13 protein-coding genes and 1 tRNA gene are annotated in these 15,354 nt (G+C 72.1%); 7 read left to right on the top strand and 7 right to left on the bottom strand.

The window, feature by feature from the left end; genetic code table 11:
* Nucleotides 1–36: 36 nt before the first annotated feature.
* The 3 genes from ACFVTR_RS05385 to ACFVTR_RS05375 form a co-directional block, all read right to left on the bottom strand.
* The gene (locus tag ACFVTR_RS05385; RefSeq protein ID WP_387035427.1) at nt 37–1,683 is read right to left on the bottom strand and encodes a DNA repair helicase XPB; all 1,647 of its coding nucleotides are present in this window, start codon (nt 1,681–1,683) and stop codon (nt 37–39) included.
* Between the two features lie 88 nt (nt 1,684–1,771).
* Nucleotides 1,772–3,637, bottom strand: coding sequence for a helicase-associated domain-containing protein (locus ACFVTR_RS05380; protein ID WP_387035426.1), 1,866 nt, complete (start codon nt 3,635–3,637; stop codon nt 1,772–1,774).
* Between the two features lie 9 nt (nt 3,638–3,646).
* A complete protein-coding gene (locus tag ACFVTR_RS05375) occupies nt 3,647–3,922 on the bottom strand; it encodes a multidrug ABC transporter ATPase (RefSeq protein ID WP_376944537.1) in 276 nt (91 codons plus the stop codon).
* Nucleotides 3,923–4,033: 111 nt separating this feature from the next.
* Between ACFVTR_RS05375 and ACFVTR_RS05370 the strand changes: the two genes are divergently transcribed.
* Together ACFVTR_RS05370 and ACFVTR_RS05365 are read left to right on the top strand one after the other, a co-directional pair.
* Nucleotides 4,034–4,414 (top strand): cold-shock protein, encoded by a 381-nt coding sequence (locus ACFVTR_RS05370; RefSeq protein ID WP_157423423.1) that lies wholly within the window; start codon nt 4,034–4,036, stop codon nt 4,412–4,414.
* Nucleotides 4,407–5,228 carry a DUF3027 domain-containing protein gene (locus tag ACFVTR_RS05365; RefSeq protein ID WP_387035424.1) on the top strand — a complete coding sequence of 274 codons (822 nt, stop codon included), beginning with the start codon at nt 4,407–4,409 and terminating at the stop codon, nt 5,226–5,228. Before ACFVTR_RS05370 ends, ACFVTR_RS05365 begins: the two co-directional genes overlap by 8 nt.
* 7 nt (nt 5,229–5,235) lie before the next feature.
* Here the strand turns inward: ACFVTR_RS05365 and ACFVTR_RS05360 are convergent, their stop codons facing one another.
* Entirely contained in the window at nt 5,236–5,508 is a 273-nt protein-coding gene (locus ACFVTR_RS05360) for a DUF2530 domain-containing protein (protein WP_387035423.1), read from the bottom strand.
* Between the two features lie 4 nt (nt 5,509–5,512).
* Entirely contained in the window at nt 5,513–6,628 is a 1,116-nt protein-coding gene (gene serC / locus ACFVTR_RS05355; protein WP_387035422.1) for a phosphoserine transaminase, read from the bottom strand.
* Nucleotides 6,629–6,701: 73 nt separating this feature from the next.
* Between serC and ACFVTR_RS05350 the strand changes: the two genes are divergently transcribed.
* The 4 genes from ACFVTR_RS05350 to ACFVTR_RS05335 all read left to right on the top strand — a co-directional run bounded on the left by ACFVTR_RS05350 (nt 6,702) and on the right by ACFVTR_RS05335 (nt 10,270).
* The gene (locus tag ACFVTR_RS05350) at nt 6,702–7,394 is read left to right on the top strand and encodes an iron dependent repressor, metal binding and dimerization domain protein (RefSeq protein ID WP_387035421.1); all 693 of its coding nucleotides are present in this window, start codon (nt 6,702–6,704) and stop codon (nt 7,392–7,394) included.
* Between the two features lie 231 nt (nt 7,395–7,625).
* Nucleotides 7,626–8,489: a C40 family peptidase gene (locus ACFVTR_RS05345; protein ID WP_387035420.1), complete on the top strand. Its 864-nt coding sequence runs from the start codon at nt 7,626–7,628 to the stop codon at nt 8,487–8,489.
* A gap of 364 nt (nt 8,490–8,853) precedes the next feature.
* Nucleotides 8,854–9,351: an HNH endonuclease gene (locus ACFVTR_RS05340; RefSeq protein ID WP_376944549.1), complete on the top strand. Its 498-nt coding sequence runs from the start codon at nt 8,854–8,856 to the stop codon at nt 9,349–9,351.
* A 202-nt stretch (nt 9,352–9,553) separates the two neighbouring features.
* Complete coding sequence (locus ACFVTR_RS05335) at nt 9,554–10,270, top strand: CHAP domain-containing protein (protein WP_387035418.1); 717 nt, start codon at nt 9,554–9,556, stop codon at nt 10,268–10,270.
* Nucleotides 10,271–10,328: 58 nt separating this feature from the next.
* On the opposite strand, the gene ACFVTR_RS05330 is transcribed toward ACFVTR_RS05335, so the two are convergent.
* The gene (locus tag ACFVTR_RS05330) at nt 10,329–11,369 is read right to left on the bottom strand and encodes a lactonase family protein (protein WP_387035417.1); all 1,041 of its coding nucleotides are present in this window, start codon (nt 11,367–11,369) and stop codon (nt 10,329–10,331) included.
* 93 nt (nt 11,370–11,462) lie between these two features.
* Between ACFVTR_RS05330 and ACFVTR_RS05325 the strand changes: the two genes are divergently transcribed.
* Nucleotides 11,463–11,534 (top strand) — tRNA-Arg (locus ACFVTR_RS05325).
* Between the two features lie 365 nt (nt 11,535–11,899).
* Here ACFVTR_RS05325 and ACFVTR_RS05320 read toward each other — a convergent pair.
* Complete coding sequence (locus tag ACFVTR_RS05320) at nt 11,900–15,319, bottom strand: SNF2-related protein (RefSeq protein WP_387035416.1); 3,420 nt, start codon at nt 15,317–15,319, stop codon at nt 11,900–11,902.
* Nucleotides 15,320–15,354: the final 35 nt, after the last annotated feature.

Raw genomic sequence — 15,354 nt, 5'->3', positions numbered from 1 at the left:
CGCAGAAACGAGCCGCCGTCGCGCGAGCGCGTGCGCTCAGGCGGCCGGGTCGAGGGTGTGGGCGTCGAGGATCGTGTACGAGTAACCCTGCTCGGCGAGGAACCGCTGTCGGTTCTGCGCGAAGTCCTGGTCGACGGTGTCGCGGGCGACGAGCGTGTAGAAGTTGGCGCTGAGACCCGACTCCTTCGGGCGCAGCAGCCGGCCGAGGCGCTGCGCCTCCTCCTGGCGCGACCCGAACGAGCCCGACACCTGGATGGCGACCGTCGCCTCGGGCAGGTCGACCGAGAAGTTCGCGACCTTCGACACCACCAGCACCGGTGTCGTGCCGTCGCGGAACTCCTGGAAGAGGCGCTCGCGTTCGTCGACGGGCGTCGAGCCCGTCAGTTTCGGGGCGCCGAGCGCCTCGGCGAGCTCGTCGATCTGGTCGAGGTACTGCCCGATCACGAGGATGCGCTCGCCCGCGTGGCGTGCGACGAGCTCCTTCACCACGCCGAGCTTCGCCGGCGCGGTGGCCGCCAGCCGGTAGCGCTCGTCGTCGGCCGACGCGGCGTACGTGAGCCGCTCGGACTGCGGGAGGTCGATACGCACCTCGAAGCAGGCCGCGGGCGAGATGAAGCCCTGCGCCTCGATCTCCTTCCACGGCGCATCGAAGCGCTTGGGGCCGATGAGCGAGAACACGTCGCCCTCGCGGCCGTCCTCGCGCACGAGGGTCGCCGTGAGGCCGAGCCTCCGGCGGGCCTGCAGCTCGGCGGTGAGCTTGAAGACCGGTGCCGGCAGCAGGTGCACCTCGTCGTAGACCACGAGCCCCCAGTCGAGGGCGTCGAGCAGGGCCAGGTGGGCGTACTCGCCCTTCCGCTTCGCCGTGAGGATCTGGTAAGTCGCGATCGTGACCGGCTTGACCTCCTTCACCTGCCCCGAGTACTCGCCGATCTCGTCGGCGGTGAGGCTCGTGCGCTTGAGCAGCTCGTCGCGCCACTGCCGGGCGCTCACGGTGTTCGTGACGAGGATGAGGGTCGTCGTCTTGGCGGTCGCCATCGCGCCCGCGCCGACGAGCGTCTTGCCCGCGCCGCAGGGCAGCACGACGACGCCCGAGCCGCCCTCGAAGAAGTTGTCGACCGCTTTCTGCTGGTAGTCGCGCAGGTGCCAGCCGTTCTGCTGCAGGTCGATCTCGTGCGGGGTGCCCGGGGTGTAGCCGGCGAGGTCCTCGGCGGGCCATCCGAGCTTCACGAGCTCCTGCTTGAGCTGCCCGCGCGCCCACGGCTCGACGAGGAAGCTCGTGTCGCCGACGCGTTCGCCGATGAGCGGCGCGATCTTCCGTGCGCCGACGACCTCGGTGAGCACGGCGACGTCGTCGCCGTGCAGGCGCAGCTCGCCCTCGTCGGTGCGGTCGATCACGAGGCGGCCGTAGCGGCCGACGGTCTCGCGCATGTCGACGGCGACCGTCTGGGGCACCGGGAACTTCGCGTAGCGCTCGAGGGTGCCGAGCATGTCCTCGGCGTCGTGGCCCGCCGCGCGGGCGTTCCAGAGGCCGAGCCGGGTGATCCGGTAGGTGTGCACGTGTTCGGGGGCGCGCTCGAGCTCGGCGAACACCGCGAGGTCGTGCCTCGCGTCTTCGGCGAGCGGATGCGCGACCTCGAGCAGCACGGTGCGGTCGCTCTGCACGATGAGGGGGCCGTCTGACATAACCGTCGAGTCTACGCCCGTGCGGTGGGAGGGCGGCCGGGCAGGTCGCCCGGGCGCGTCGGCCCCGGGAACGTTGCCGGCCGGCGTCTCAGAACTCGGCGGGCGCGGGTGCGACGGCCGCGATCGCCGAGATCGGGAGGGTGCGCTCGATGTCGGCCTTGCGGTCGCGCGCGCGCAGCCGGCCGTTCGCGACGCTCGCGGGTGCGAGGAGGTAGTCGGCGGTGTCGCCGCCCGGCATCCGCACGGTCACCGTCAGCGTCTCCTTCGAGCGGGCGGCCGCCTCGAGCTGACGCGCGAGCCACGCCTGCTCGGCATCGCCGCCGGTCTGCTCCTCGGCCATGCGGTCGAGCAGCGCCGCGATCGGGTCGGGCGTCGGCGCGACGACCGGGGCGGGGGCGAGCCGGTGCCGCTGCAGCCGGATGATCTCACCCGCCGCGTCCTCGGCGGCGACGGGGTACTTCGCATCGGACAGCGCCCAGAACACGACGTCGGGGGCGAACCGGGAGAGCAGCCGGTGCGGGCCGCTCTGGCGCAGGGCGAGCGAGGAGATCGACTGGTCGACCGCGAGCGTGCGGATGAGCTGCTCGTCGTCGGAGCGGATCGAGGCCCGTGCGGGGGCATCGGACTCGGCGGCGCTCGACACGCGCACCGCCCCGAACCGCTCGGCGGCCTCGGCGACGAGGTAGGCGAGCGGCTGCGGGATGCCGGTGAGCGAGAGCCCGCCGAGGAACTCGAGGATGGATTCGGCGGTCTCGCCGGCGGCGAGTCCGCGGTTCACGGATGCCGCGCTCACGCGATACGTCGAGGCGAGGTCGCGACCCTCGACGTCGGCGACGCCGCGGAGCCGGCCGTCGAGCGCCGGCTCGAGCGGCCCGGGCGCGACGATCGAGAGGTCGTGCTGCAGGTAGACGCGGTCGACCTGCGCGGGGAAGTGGGCGGCGACGAGGTCGGCGGCCCGGTCGAGCTCGCCGCCGAGCACGAGCCGACCCGCCTCGACCGGTTCGCCCGCCACGGCGAGGCCGAGCGACTCAGCCTCGCCGAAGAGCCGCTCGAGGCCGTCGTCGAGCCAGGATCCGCCCGCCGGGTAGAGCCAGCGCACGTCGTCGCGCAGGGCGGTCGCGGTCAGCGGGTCGCTCCGGCGGGCGACGAGGCGGCGCAGCGTCTCGGGGATGCGCGCACGCCAGAACTCGGCCAGCTGCAGCCAGCGGCCCCGCGCGGACTCGAGCGACCAGGCCGCGCCGCGGTCGGACTCGAGCCAGAATGCCCCGTCGCGCACGACGAGACCGGCCTCGTCGGCTCGCCGGAAGAGCCGGGGGAGTGCGTCGAGCTCGGTGCCGCTCGCCTCCGAGAGCCGCTTCGAGTCGGGCAGGGCGAGCCCGCCCTTCGCGAGCTCGCGGGCGGGTTGGGCCCCCAGGGCGGCGAGCAGCTCGGCCGTCGCCGTCACGGTCGCGTACGCGGCATCGGAGGAGCGCCGTTCGAGCAGGCTCCGGTCGACCGAGTCGCTCGGCACGAGCACCGGCGGGGCCGGGGCCGCGAGATCGCCGGCGGTCGGCAGGTCGTCGCCGAGCCGCGGCACGAGCCGCGCCGCGACGGCGGCCGGCACGTGGACCCGAGCGTCCCGTCGCACGACGAGGAGTGACGCGGACAGGTCGTCCATCAGCTCGCCCGTGGCCTCCACCCGTGTGCTCGTGGCGCCCAGCGCGGCGAGTTCGCCCCGGACCGCCTCGACCGTGCTGCCGCCGGCGGCGTCCGCGATGGCGGAGGTCACGGCGAGCACCGCGAGGTGGCGTCGGTCGAGCCGGCCGATCGCCTGGTCGAGCGAGTCCTGCGCGAGGAGCGCCTCGGCGAGGTCGAAGAGGTCGTGGATGCCGGAGGTCTCGAACTCGCGCGTCCGCAGTGCTGCGGCGAGATCATCTCGCGTCAGCTCGCGGAGTCGTGCGGCGAGTTCGAGCATCGTCTCCGCTCAGCTCGATCCGGCTCGGGCTTCGCGGGAACGTCGCACGCTGTTGAGGATGAGCAGCACGATCAGGAGGAGGAACGCGATCGGCAGGCCGAACCACGGGAGCATGATGATGAACGGCCAGGCGCCCTGGCTGAAGCCGTCGTCGGCGGCCGCGCCGTTCGCCGTGCCGATCATGACCACGAAGAAGGCGACGATCGACAGGCCGACGATCGTCGCGAACATGACGGCGAGGATGCGCTCGGCGCGATGCTCGGTGATAGGGCCGGAATCGCTCACTCGTCAAGAATAGGGCAGGAGGCCTCGGTACGGGGGACGTCACTCTAGACTGGGGGGAGAACGGCGCGTTGATTTCGGCGCGCCGTGAGACGTATAAGCGAGGTTTCCACGATGCCCACCGGCAAGGTCAAGTTCTACGACGAGGACAAGGGCTTCGGCTTCATCAGCGGCGATGACGGCCAGGAGGTCTTCCTCCATGCATCCGCCCTCCCCGCCGGCGCGACCGTGCGGGCGGGCAGCCGTCTCGAGTTCGGCATCGCCGAGGGCAAGCGGGGCGCGCAGGCGCTCTCCGTGCGGGTGATCGACACGCCCGTGAGCCTCACCAAGATCCACCGCAAGCCCGCCGACGACATGGCGATCATCGTCGAGGACGTCGTGAAGGTGCTCGACGGCATCGGCGCCGACCTCCGACGAGGGCGCTACCCCGAGAAGTCCAAGGCGCGCACCGTCGCCGCGGTGCTCCGCAAGGTGGCTGACGATCTGGATGCCTGAGACCCCCGACACCCACCTGCCGGCCGCCGACGAGTCCGCGGCCGAGTCCGCGGCCGAGACCGAGGCGATCCGATTGGACGCGTCCGTCGACCCGCACGACGCAGCCGAGATCTCCGGCTCGGATGACTCGGCCGACGTCGTCGTCGAGACGGCGCCGCCCGTCGCCGACGAGGCGCTGCTCGCCTCGGTCGACCTCGCGCGGCGCGCGCTGCTCGAGGCGACCGCGCCCGAGACGGTGGGGTCGGTCATCGGGCACATCGTCGAGGGCGAGCACGTGCTGAGCCTGCTGTTCGCCTCCGACCTCGCGGGCTATCCCGGCTGGCGGTGGAGCGTGACGATCGCCCGCGTCGACGATGCGGAGCCGACGGTGCTCGAGACCGAGCTGATGCCGGGAGAGCAGGCGCTGCTCGCGCCCGAGTGGGTGCCGTGGTCGGAGCGCCTGGCCGAGTACCGGGCAGCCCAGCAGGCCGCCGCCGAGCTCGCCGCCGCGGCCGGCGACGACGAGGCCGACGAGTTCGAGGAGGAACCCGACGAGGACGACGACCTCGACGGCGAGGCAGACGAGGACTCCGACGAGGACGACGACGCCGAGGACGACGCCGACGAGGACGACGATTCGGACGACGACGGGCTGTCGCACGACGACGACGCGTTCGACGGGATCGACATCGACGCGCTCGACGTCGACGACGATGACGACGTGGACGATGCGGACCACGACGATGACGACGTGGACGATGCGGACCACCTCGAGGACGAGGACGACGACGACGACGCGGACCACCTCGAGGACGAGGCGACGCCGACGGCGTGATCGGGGCTCAGGCGGAGACGTCGGATCCGTCGTCGCGCGGCTGAGCGCGCCGACGGATCACCTGCACGACGACGATCCCGACGACCCCGAGTGCGACGCCGACGAGCGCCGCCATGAGGACCCACCCGAGCCCGGCGGCGTCGAGCGCGTCGCGGAAGACGAGGCAGCCGACGGCCACCACGAGCCATCCGATCGTGCCGGCGACCAGCGCCTTGCGCGCGTCGGCCCGCGCGGGCGCCGGATCGGGGCGGCGCTCCTCCTCGCTGAGCCAGAGGCGCACCCGGTCAGCCGATCCGCTCGAGGACGTGGTCGATCGAGGCGATGAGCTTGCGGACGTCGTCGGGCTCGATGGCCGTGAAGGTGGCGATGCGAAGCTGGTTGCGGCCGAGCTTGCGGTACGGCTCGGTGTCGACGACGCCGTTCTCGCGCAGCACCCTCGAGATCGCCGACGCGTCGACCGAGTCGTCGAAGTCGATCGTCACGACGACCTGCGAGCGGTCGGCGGGATCGGCGACGAACGGCGTCGCGACGCTCGAGGCCTCGGCCCACTCGTACAGCAGCCCGGAGGATTCGCGGGTGCGCGCGTCGGCCCAGGTGAGGCCGCCCGACGCGTTGATCCAGTCGATCTGGTTCTCCATGAGGAGGAGGGTCGCGAGCGCGGGGGTGTTCAGCGTCTGGTCGAGTCGCGAGTTGTCGACCGCGTTCTTCAGCGAGAGGAACTCGGGGATGTACCGGCCGGACGCGGCGACGCGCTCGACCCGCTCGATCGCGGCGGGCGACATGAGCGCGAACCACAGCCCGCCGTCGGCCGCGAAGTTCTTCTGCGGCGCGAAGTAGTAGACGTCGAACTCGCGGGCGTCGACGGCGGCACCGCCGGCGGCGCTCGTCGCATCGATGACGGTGAGCGCGCCGGCGTCGCCCGCGACGCGCGCGACGGGCGCCTGCACGCCGGTCGACGTCTCGTTCTGCGGCCACGCGTAGACGTCGAAGCCCGCGGCGGCCTCGGTGCGCGCGCTCGTGCCGGGCGCGGCGGTGCGCACCTCGGGCGCCTCGAGCCAGGGCGCCCCGGCGGCCTTCGCGAACTTCGCTCCGAACTCGCCGAAGGAGGCGAGCTGGGCGCGGCGCTCGATGAGCGAGACGGCGGCCGAATCCCAGAACGCGGTCGAGCCGCCGTTGCCGAGCACGACTTCGTAGCCCTCGGGGAGCGAGAACAGCTCGGCGAGGCCGCGGCGCACTCGGCCGACGAGGTTCTTCACGGGCGCCTGGCGGTGCGAGGTGCCGAGCAGGGCCGGACCGACCTCCGCCAGGTGCGCGAGCTGCTCGGGGCGGACCTTCGACGGTCCGCAGCCGAAGCGTCCGTCGGCGGGCAGCAGGTCAGCGGGGATCACGAGGCTCGGCATGCGAAGAGTCTAGCGAGGCGGTGGTGGCCGCTAGGCTTGATGACGGGCTGCGACGCAAACGGGAGGATACCGCGTGACCGATCTGATCGATACGACCGAGATGTACCTGCGCACGATCCTCGACCTCGAAGAGGAGAACATCGTGCCGCTGCGGGCGCGCATCTCCGAGCGTCTCGGTCACTCCGGCCCGACCGTCTCGCAGACCGTCGCCCGCATGGAGCGCGACGGGCTCGTCGTCGTGTCCGGCGACCGCCACCTCGAACTCACCTCCGAGGGCCGCAGCAAGGCCGTGCACGTCATGCGCAAGCACCGCCTCGCCGAGCGTCTGCTGGCCGACGTCATCGGGCTCGAATGGGAGTACGTACACGACGAGGCCTGTCGCTGGGAGCACGTCATGAGCGAGCAGGTCGAGCGTCGTCTCATCGAGATCCTCGGAGGGCCGAAGGAGTCGCCGTACGGCAACCCCATCCCGGGTCTCGAAGAACTCGGTCTGCCGCCGGCCGATCCGTTCATGACGGGCGTCGTGAACGTCGTCGATGCGGTCGCCGACCGCGATGAGCCCGTGCGCGGCACCGTGCGCCGGCTCGGCGAGCCCGTGCAGTTCGACCCCGAACTCCTCGGCCAGCTCAAGCAGGCCGGCGTGATGCCCGGCGCGCTCGCGAGCTTCAGCCGGGCGGGCGGGTACGTGCTCGTCGAGGTCGACGGGGCCGATGGCGGCATCGAGCTGCCCACCGAAGTCGCGGGCCACCTCTTCATCAGCGTCTGATTCGAGCCGCGCCGTGCCCGTGGAACGGGCGATTCCAGCCGCGCCGTGATCGAAATGTGACAATCGGGCCGGGCTCGCGTACCCTCGTACGAGTCCACCGGCACGAAGCCAGCTGGAGGACCAGGGTCGAGACGCTCCCAGCGCTCACCGCTCGACCCGGAACCCGTGAGGCGCCCTGCGCGCATCAGGTGAGACGACATCCAGGTGTCGTGGGGCGACGGAGGTTACATCTTGGCTCGACTCTCCCGGCGCCGTCCCACCAGGACCCGCGCTCGCGGGGCCGCGACGAAGGCGATCATCGCTTCGAAGGCCCCCGCTTCCCCCACAACCCCCCAGACCCAGGACCTCGCCGACGCGGTCGCCCCGAAGGCACTGCCGTCGACCAGGCGACTTCGCCGCGGCGGCCTCGCGAACATCCTCGTGATGACGGCCGCGGCCGGCATCGTCGGCACGCTCGCGATCCCGGCTTACGCCATCGCTCCGGGCAGCGTCGGCCCGCAGTTCGGCGAGACCGACGCGACCCGCCTGTCGAAGGCCCAGGCCCAGTCGGTCGAGGTCACCGACGACGTCATCGCGGCGCCCGTCACGGATGACGGCTACGCGACGGTCTCCGGCGAGGAGATCCGCGCTGCCGCCGAGGCGGCCGCTGCCGCCGAGGCGGCCCGCGTCGCCGCGGAGAACGCGATGACCTCGTACGCGGCATCGTACGACGGGCCTTCGGTCGGCGACTTCCTCGCGAACCCGCCGTACCCGAGCTTCGACCTCGCGAGCGTGTACAGCGTGGCGACGCAGTACATCGGCACCCCCTACGTCTACGGCGGTGCGACGCCCGCGGGCTTCGACTGCTCCGGCTTCGTCATGTACGTGTACGCGCAGTTCGGCGTCAGCATGCCCCACTCGTCCGCCGGGCAGGGCGCGATGGGCACGGTCATCTCCGAGGCCGATGCGCAGCCGGGCGACCTCGTGATCATGGACGGCCACGACGGCTTCTACGCCGGCGACGGAATGATCCTGCACGCGCCCTACGAGGGCGCCTCGGTGCGCGTCCAGCCCATCTGGACGAGCGACTACTCGATCGTGCGCATCGGCATCTGAACGTGAACACCGCGTGTCCTGCACGCGACGAACGGCGCGCCGGGAGTTCCCGGGGCGCCGTTCGTGCCTTAGCCTGAAACCCTGACGATCCGAGATACCGGGCAGGTGAAGCCGATGGTGAAGGCGCACAGCATCCATTCCACGGGTGCGCGCGCGCAATTCCACCAACGGCGCAGCAGTCAGCCGAGTACCATCCGCGCGAACGCGCCGACGGGCACTGTCTTCATGACGGTGCCCGTTTTTCGTTCCCCGGGTGTGTTCGGCGAAGCCTCCGCCCGCAGGTCCTCGCCCATCGGGGGCGCCGTCGGATCGTCGAGTCCTGCACGCGGCTGGAAGCCATCCAGCCCCGATCGGAAGGCCCCCCATGCGCACTCTCGTGCTCAACGCCGGATATGAACCGCTCGCCGTCGTCTCCTTCAAACGGGCGCTCCTGCTCGTGATGAACCAGAAGGCGACCGTCATCCTCCGCGAGGAGGGCAATCCGGTGTGCGCCGCGAGCGGCAGTTGGGACAGACCGAGCGTCATCCTCCTGACGCGGTACGTTCGTGCGCCGCGCTCGCATCAGGTGCCGGTGAGCCGGCGCGGGGTGCTGCGCCGCGATGACCACCGCTGCGCATACTGCGGGCGGTCCGCCGCCACGATCGATCACGTGCTGCCGCGCTCGCGAGGCGGTCGCGACACCTGGGAGAACCTCGTCGCGTGCTGCCTGCGCTGCAACAACACGAAGAGCGACCGCACACCGGCCGAGATGGGCTGGGAGCTGCGCTTCACTCCGAGGATGCCCAACGGTCGCAGCTGGGCGGTCCGCGGCGTCGAGCGGCCGCTGCCGCAGTGGAGCGAGTACCTCGCCACCGCCGCCTGAACTCCGATCGGCCGTCGATTCTCGCCCGAGGCGCACGATCGGTGCAGCGCCCAGGGGCTCCGGTGCGTCATCGTGACAAAGATCGCCGCAGTGCCCTATGGTAGGTCGGGTGCGGACCGCCCCCCGAGATCCTGAGCATGGTCGTCGTCGACGCCCTGAGCCGGTCGTCCCGTCCCCTCGGGCACCGCGACGCAACGGCCCGATGCGGGTGCTCGCCACGGTGCTCGTCGTTCCCGCGATCGTCGGCACCGTCGCCCTTCCGGCCTACGCCATCATTCCGGGCGGCGCCGAGTTCGGGGCATCCGGCGAGTTCAGCCTGAGCGTCGCCGAGGCGCAGGACGTCTCGGTCGGCGCCCTCGCGAGCGGCGCGCCGATCGTCTCCGACGGCTACGCGGTGACCACGAAGGCCTCGATCGAAGAGGCGCGGTTGGCGGCCGAGGAGGCCGAGCGGGCGCAGTGGGCGTCCGAGCTCGCCTCGCGCGGCGGCGGCAGCTACGCGCTGTACACCGTCAGGGCCGAGGGTGACGACTACCCCTGGTGGGACCAGCTGCCCGACGACTACGGCGGCGGGCTCTCGCCCCTGCGCTACTACTACCGCGAGTGCGTCGACTTCGTCGCCTGGCGACTCAACCGCGACGCCGGCGTGACGAGCGCCCCGTGGAAGTGGGACTGGTCGAACCTCGCCTCGGGCAGCGCCTACGCCTGGGCCGACGAATGGGTGAGCCACGGCTGGCCGACGTCGAGCACCCCCGTGGTCGGCGCGGTGGCCTGGTTCCCGTACAACCACGTCGCCTACGTGCAGTCGATCAACAGCGACGGCTCCGTGAACATCGAGGAGTACAACCAGAACTCCGACCACTCGTACCACCAGCGCACGATCCCCGCGGGCGACGCGCTGTACCTGTACCCGCCGGCCTGATCCCGTCGGGGTCTCTCGGCGTGAGCGCAGGGCGGGGTGGGCGCGAGCCGCGGCGCGCCTAGGGCACCCGGGCGAGGCACGCGGGCGCGGGCGTCGCGACCGTGTCGACGACCTCGAGAGGCACGCCCTCCTCATCGAGCGCGATGATCGCGATCGAGTCGGACCCCTGATCGGCGACGAGCGCGAACCGCTCGTCGCGGCTGAGCTCGAGGTCCCGCGGATGCCGTCCGCCGGTGGCCACGGTGCCCACGAGTTCGAGGGTGCGTGCCCGGGCATCGAGGCGGAGGCCGCGGAGCGCATCGGCATCGCGGTCGCCGATGAGCACGATGCCGCCGTGGGTGAGCTTGATCGCCGAGCAGCCGAGGCCGCGCGGCTCGGTCTCGGGCCCGATCGGGAACCAGGCGAGCTCGCGGCCCTCGACGAGGTCGATGAGGCTCGCCGTGCGATCGAGTTCGTTCGCCGTGACCGCCAGGTCGCCCGAGATCACGAGGTGGCGCGGACCCGCGCCCGGATGGATCACGATGTCGGCGCGCTCATCGCGCTCGAGCGCCTCGGGCAGACGGCCGAGGCCGATGACGCGGATGCGGTCGGCGCCGAGATCGGGGACGAGCAGCCGATCGCGGTCGTGGTCGAGCACCGCCTGGTGCGGGTGCGAGCCGGTCTGTCGATCGGCGTTCGGCCCGGTGCCCGAGAACCCGGCCTCGAGCACGGTGTCGGCCGAGGCGTCGGGTGCGAGCGGGTGCACGGTCACGCGGTGCCCAGAGTAGTTGGCGGCGAAGGCGAGCTCGCCCGACTCGGTGAACGCGAGGTGGCACGGGTCGCCGCCCGTGACGCCGATGCGGCTGAACGGCGCGAGCCCGTCGCCCTCGAAGGTCCAGCTCGAGATGCGGCCGTCGGCGAGTTCGTGCACGATGCCGAGCACGCCCGCGGCCGCCGAGATCGCGAGGAACATGGGGTTCGGCCCCACGTCGATCGGCTCGCCCAGGGTGGCCCGCCCCTCGGCGTCGAGGTCGAGCGAGCGGATGCCGCGCGCCGGCGACCCCAGCGCCCCGACCGTCGACGCACCGACCCAGAACCTCGTCGTGCCCGCCTCGACCACTGCCGTCTCCGTTCCCGCGGCAGGGCCGCACGTCCACGCGCACGCCGTGCGCCGCCGATCACGCTACCGGAGTGCCATAGACTCGTACGACCGGCCTCTGTAGCTCAATGGAAGAGCAACTCCGTCCTAAGGAGCAGGTTGGGGGTTCGAGTCCCTCCAGGGGCACCGATGGGTGAGCGCTCCGCAGTCGACGGCCTGGTAGATCGATTCGGGACGTTCGGCGCGTGTCCGCCCCCGAACGGGGGGATCCACGATGCTACGCTCGGAGGACTCCGCAGCGACGGCGGCGACGATGTTTCGGGTACATCGCCTCCTCAGTACCGTCACCACGGAGTGCGACGGGGAAGGGATCCGGGGGGCAACACTCTCTTCCTCGCCTTGCGACGCGTGTGCCATCGGGCGTACGCCATCGCCGGGTTCGCGACCTACCCGCGTGGTCCGGTGATGGCCGGGTCGGCGATTCCCCCTCGCCGGCCCGGCGGCCCTTCTCCGACTCGGGCGCCCGCCACGACGCGGCCGGTCGGCCCGGCTCACCCGCCGATGAGCCCCCGCAGGTCGTCGGCCGTGAGCGACTCGCTGAACAGCTCGTCGTCGTCCATGAGCGACGACACGAGCGCGGCCTTCTTCGCCTTGAGCGCCATCACCTTCTCCTCGATCGTGCCCTCCGCGACCATGCGGTAGACCATGACGGTCTTCGACTGGCCGATGCGGTGGGCGCGATCGACCGCCTGCGCCTCGCTGGCGGGATTCCACCACGGGTCGAGGAGGAACACGTAGTCGGCCTCGGTGAGGTTGAGCCCGAAACCGCCCGCCTTGAGGCTGATGAGGAACACGGGTGCGTCGCCCGTGCGGAAGCGGTCGATGACCTCGCTGCGGCGGCGGGTCGAGCCGTCGAGGTAGGCGTACGGCACGCCGGCCGCGTCGAGCCGCGCGGCGGCCAGTTCGAGGAACGAGGTGAACTGGCTGAAGACGAGCGCCCGGTGCCCTTCGGCGATGACCTCGTCGAGCTGGTCGAAGAGGGCGTCGAGCTTCGCCGACGGGACGTCGGCGTACTGCTCGGAGTCGATGAGGGCCGCGTGCAGGCTCAGCATGCGCAGGAGCGTGAGCGACCGGAACACCGTGAAGCGGTTGCGGTCGAGGTCGCCGATGAGGCCGAGCAGCTTCTGGCGCTCGCGTTGCAGGAAGGTGTCGTAGATGCGGCGGTGGGCCGGATCGAGCGCGACCTGGAGCACCTGCTCCTGCTTCTCGGGCAGCTCGGGGGCGACGAGCTCCTTCGTGCGACGCAGCACCAGCGGTCGGATGCGGCGGCGGAGCGTGGCCAGCCGTTCGGCGTTGTGGTCGATCTCGATGGGCCGGCGGTACCGCTCGGCGAAGGCCCGGCCCGAGGGGAACAGGCCGGGGGCGACGATGCGCAGCAGCGCCCACAGCTCCATGAGGTTGTTCTCGACGGGGGTACCGGTCACGGCGAGCCTGAACGGCGCTCGGATGTCCCGGGCGGCCTGGTTCGCCTTCGAGTTGCCGTTCTTCACGAACTGGGCCTCGTCGAGCACGAGCCCCGACCAGTCGGGTTCGGCGAACGCCGCGGCGTCGAGGCGGAGGATCGCGTAGCTCGTGACGACGAGATCGGCTCCTGAGATCACGTCCTCGAGGCGGCGACGGCTCGCGGCCTGCGTCGCGGTCACGGTCACGACGCGCAGCCCGGGCGCGAATCGCGCGGCCTCGCGCTCCCAGTTCGACACCACCGATGTCGGGGCCACGACGAGGAACGGCGGCGCCGAGGCATCCGGCTGCCCCTTCGAATGCGCGACGAGCGCGAGCGTCTGCGCCGTCTTGCCGAGGCCCATGTCGTCGGCGAGGATGCCGCCGAGCCCGTGCCGGTGGAGGAAGGCGAGCCAGCGGAAGCCCTCGAGCTGGTACGGGCGCAGCTCGATCGCGAAACCCTCGGGCTGCGGGATCGGCTCGATGCCCTCGGGCGCGTTGAGGCCCGCGACGGTCTCCCGCCACGAGACCGCAGCCGCCGACTCGTCGGCGAGGTCCTCGAACTCGGCCCAGAGGCTCGCCTGCGTGCGGTGGATCGGCAGTTCGCCGCCCTCCCACTCGTCGAGCGTGCCGGCCTCCTCGAGGAGTTCGCGGAGCGGTGCGAACACGGGCTGGTCGAGCGAGAGGTAGCTGCCGTCGACGAGGAGGAGCTTCTTGCGACCGTGCGAGAGCGCGCTGAACAGCGGTCCGAACGGCACCTTCTTGCCCTCGACCGTGACGACCACCCCGAGGTCGAACCAGTCGGTGCGCTCGCTCTCGACGGTCGTCACGCTGAGCTTCGGCGCCTCGGTGAGCTCGCGGTACTCGGGCGCCTCGCCCACGACGTCGACCCGCAGGTGCTCGAGCGCCTCCAGCTGCGGCAGCACGCGGGTAGAGAACTCGGCGGCCTCGACGCCGCGCAGGACGACCACGGGGCGAAGGCCCGCGGATGCCTGGGCGCCGGGCTCGCGCCGATCGCGCGCGCCGAGGGCGCGGGGCGTTCGGAGCAGCGCCGCGCCCGTCGACTCGCCCGCGGTGAGCTCGGCGGCGAGCGCCGCAGGCCGGCGCTCGCGCGCGGGGTCGTGGAACTCGGCGTCGGGCGCGTCGAAGGGGAGGCGTCGACCGCCGTCGGTCTCCCACTCCCACCCGAGGCGCAGCAGGTGGCCCGGCTCGTGCGTCACGGTGGCGACGAGGGTCGCGGGCGGAAGCGCGGGCAGCTCGACCGCCGGGTCGTCGCTCGCGATGCGGACGGCGCGAGCGAGCCGCGGGTATTCGTCGCGGGCGAAGTCGGCGACCTCGGCGGCGGGCACCACGATGGGGTCGCCGCGTCGCACCACGGCGCGGGCGGCCGGGGTCAGCGTGGTCGACAGCGGCGCGAGGGTGATCTTGCCCCTGGCGAAGTCGAAGGTGTAGACCCCATGGTCGCCCACGAGGCGCGCCCGGCGGCTCGGGTGGCGTTCGCCGTCGACCGAGACGGTGGGTGCGAGCTCGAGGCCCGCAGGCGTCGGGGGAGCGGTCGTCGAGGCGTCGGTGCCGGCCTCGGCCTCGGTCGAGTGGTCCTCGGCTGCGCGCGCGTCCAGGCTGATCTCCGCGGCGTCGCCGATCACCACCTCCGTCTGCGCGGTCGAGCCGACGAGGGCGATGCCGAGGGCTGCGGCCTGCTCGAAGAGCGCCCAGAGCGTGGAGCTCTCGTACTCGTCGAGCGAGATCCACGCCGAGCCGTACTCGGCGAAGGCCGAGTGCCGCGCCCCCTTCAGGACCGAGAACTCCCCGAACCAGCGCGCCTGGCGCGGGTCGAACCCGCCCGCGGCCCCCTGGAAGCCGACGTTCTGCCACGTCAGGTTCGCCTTGATCCAGCCGCCGCGCGCACCTCGGGTCACCGGGCGCACGGCGAGACGGTCGACCGACGCCTCGGTGGTCGCCGGCTCGTCGCGCCCCGCCTGCCTGGCACCGCCGCCGCGTCGCGCGATGCGCTCGCGCAACTCGAACTGCAGGGCGAGCGGCTGACGCGGCACCGTCTCCGCGGCGCCGCGGACGGCGGCAGCCGTCAGCGCCTCGAGTTCGGCACGCCAGCCCTGCCCCGTGGCGTCGTCGAGACCCGGCGCCGGCGCCGCGGCCTCCTGCTTGTGGCGCTCGGCCGAGGCGAGCAGCACCGCCGCGACGTGCTTGCAGTTGCGCCCGACGGGGCAGCTGCAGGTGCCGGACAGGATCGTCGTCCGTCCCGGGAAGCCGAGGTCGAGTCGGACGTTCACCCGGTACGACTCCGCCGAGCTGCCCCGGACGACGGCGCCGAGCCGGAATCCGGAGGCCTCCCAGACGAGCTCCTCGACGGCGCCCGAACGCTCGACGGTTCGTCCGCGGCTGAGGCTCAACGGGCCCACCAGTCGGGCGATGGCGAGTTCCTCGACGGGCGGGAATGAGTCGGAGGGCATCCCTCTATCGTCGCATCCGCGGACGCCCCCGCGCG

It is taken from the genome of Agromyces sp. NPDC058126 (assembly GCF_042884595.1).
GTDB lineage: Bacteria > Actinomycetota > Actinomycetes > Actinomycetales > Microbacteriaceae > Agromyces.
The sequence above is the reverse complement of the archived record's forward strand: the minus strand, read 5'-3'. Positions and strand labels throughout refer to the sequence as shown.

Bases quoted from the DNA above. Each gene is read 5' to 3' on its own strand.
- ACFVTR_RS05340 (WP_376944549.1), top strand. From the start codon at position 8,854: ATGCGCACTCTCGTGCTCAACGCCGGATATGAACCGCTCGCCGTCGTC.
- ACFVTR_RS05365 (WP_387035424.1), top strand. From the start codon at position 4,407: ATGCCTGAGACCCCCGACACCCACCTGCCGGCCGCCGACGAGTCCGCG.
- ACFVTR_RS05380 (WP_387035426.1), bottom strand. From the start codon at position 3,637: ATGCTCGAACTCGCCGCACGACTCCGCGAGCTGACGCGAGATGATCTC.
- ACFVTR_RS05385 (WP_387035427.1), bottom strand. From the start codon at position 1,683: ATGTCAGACGGCCCCCTCATCGTGCAGAGCGACCGCACCGTGCTGCTC.
- serC (WP_387035422.1), bottom strand. From the start codon at position 6,628: ATGCCGAGCCTCGTGATCCCCGCTGACCTGCTGCCCGCCGACGGACGC.
- ACFVTR_RS05335 (WP_387035418.1), top strand. From the start codon at position 9,554: ATGCGGGTGCTCGCCACGGTGCTCGTCGTTCCCGCGATCGTCGGCACC.
- ACFVTR_RS05370 (WP_157423423.1), top strand. From the start codon at position 4,034: ATGCCCACCGGCAAGGTCAAGTTCTACGACGAGGACAAGGGCTTCGGC.
- ACFVTR_RS05320 (WP_387035416.1), bottom strand. From the start codon at position 15,319: ATGCCCTCCGACTCATTCCCGCCCGTCGAGGAACTCGCCATCGCCCGA.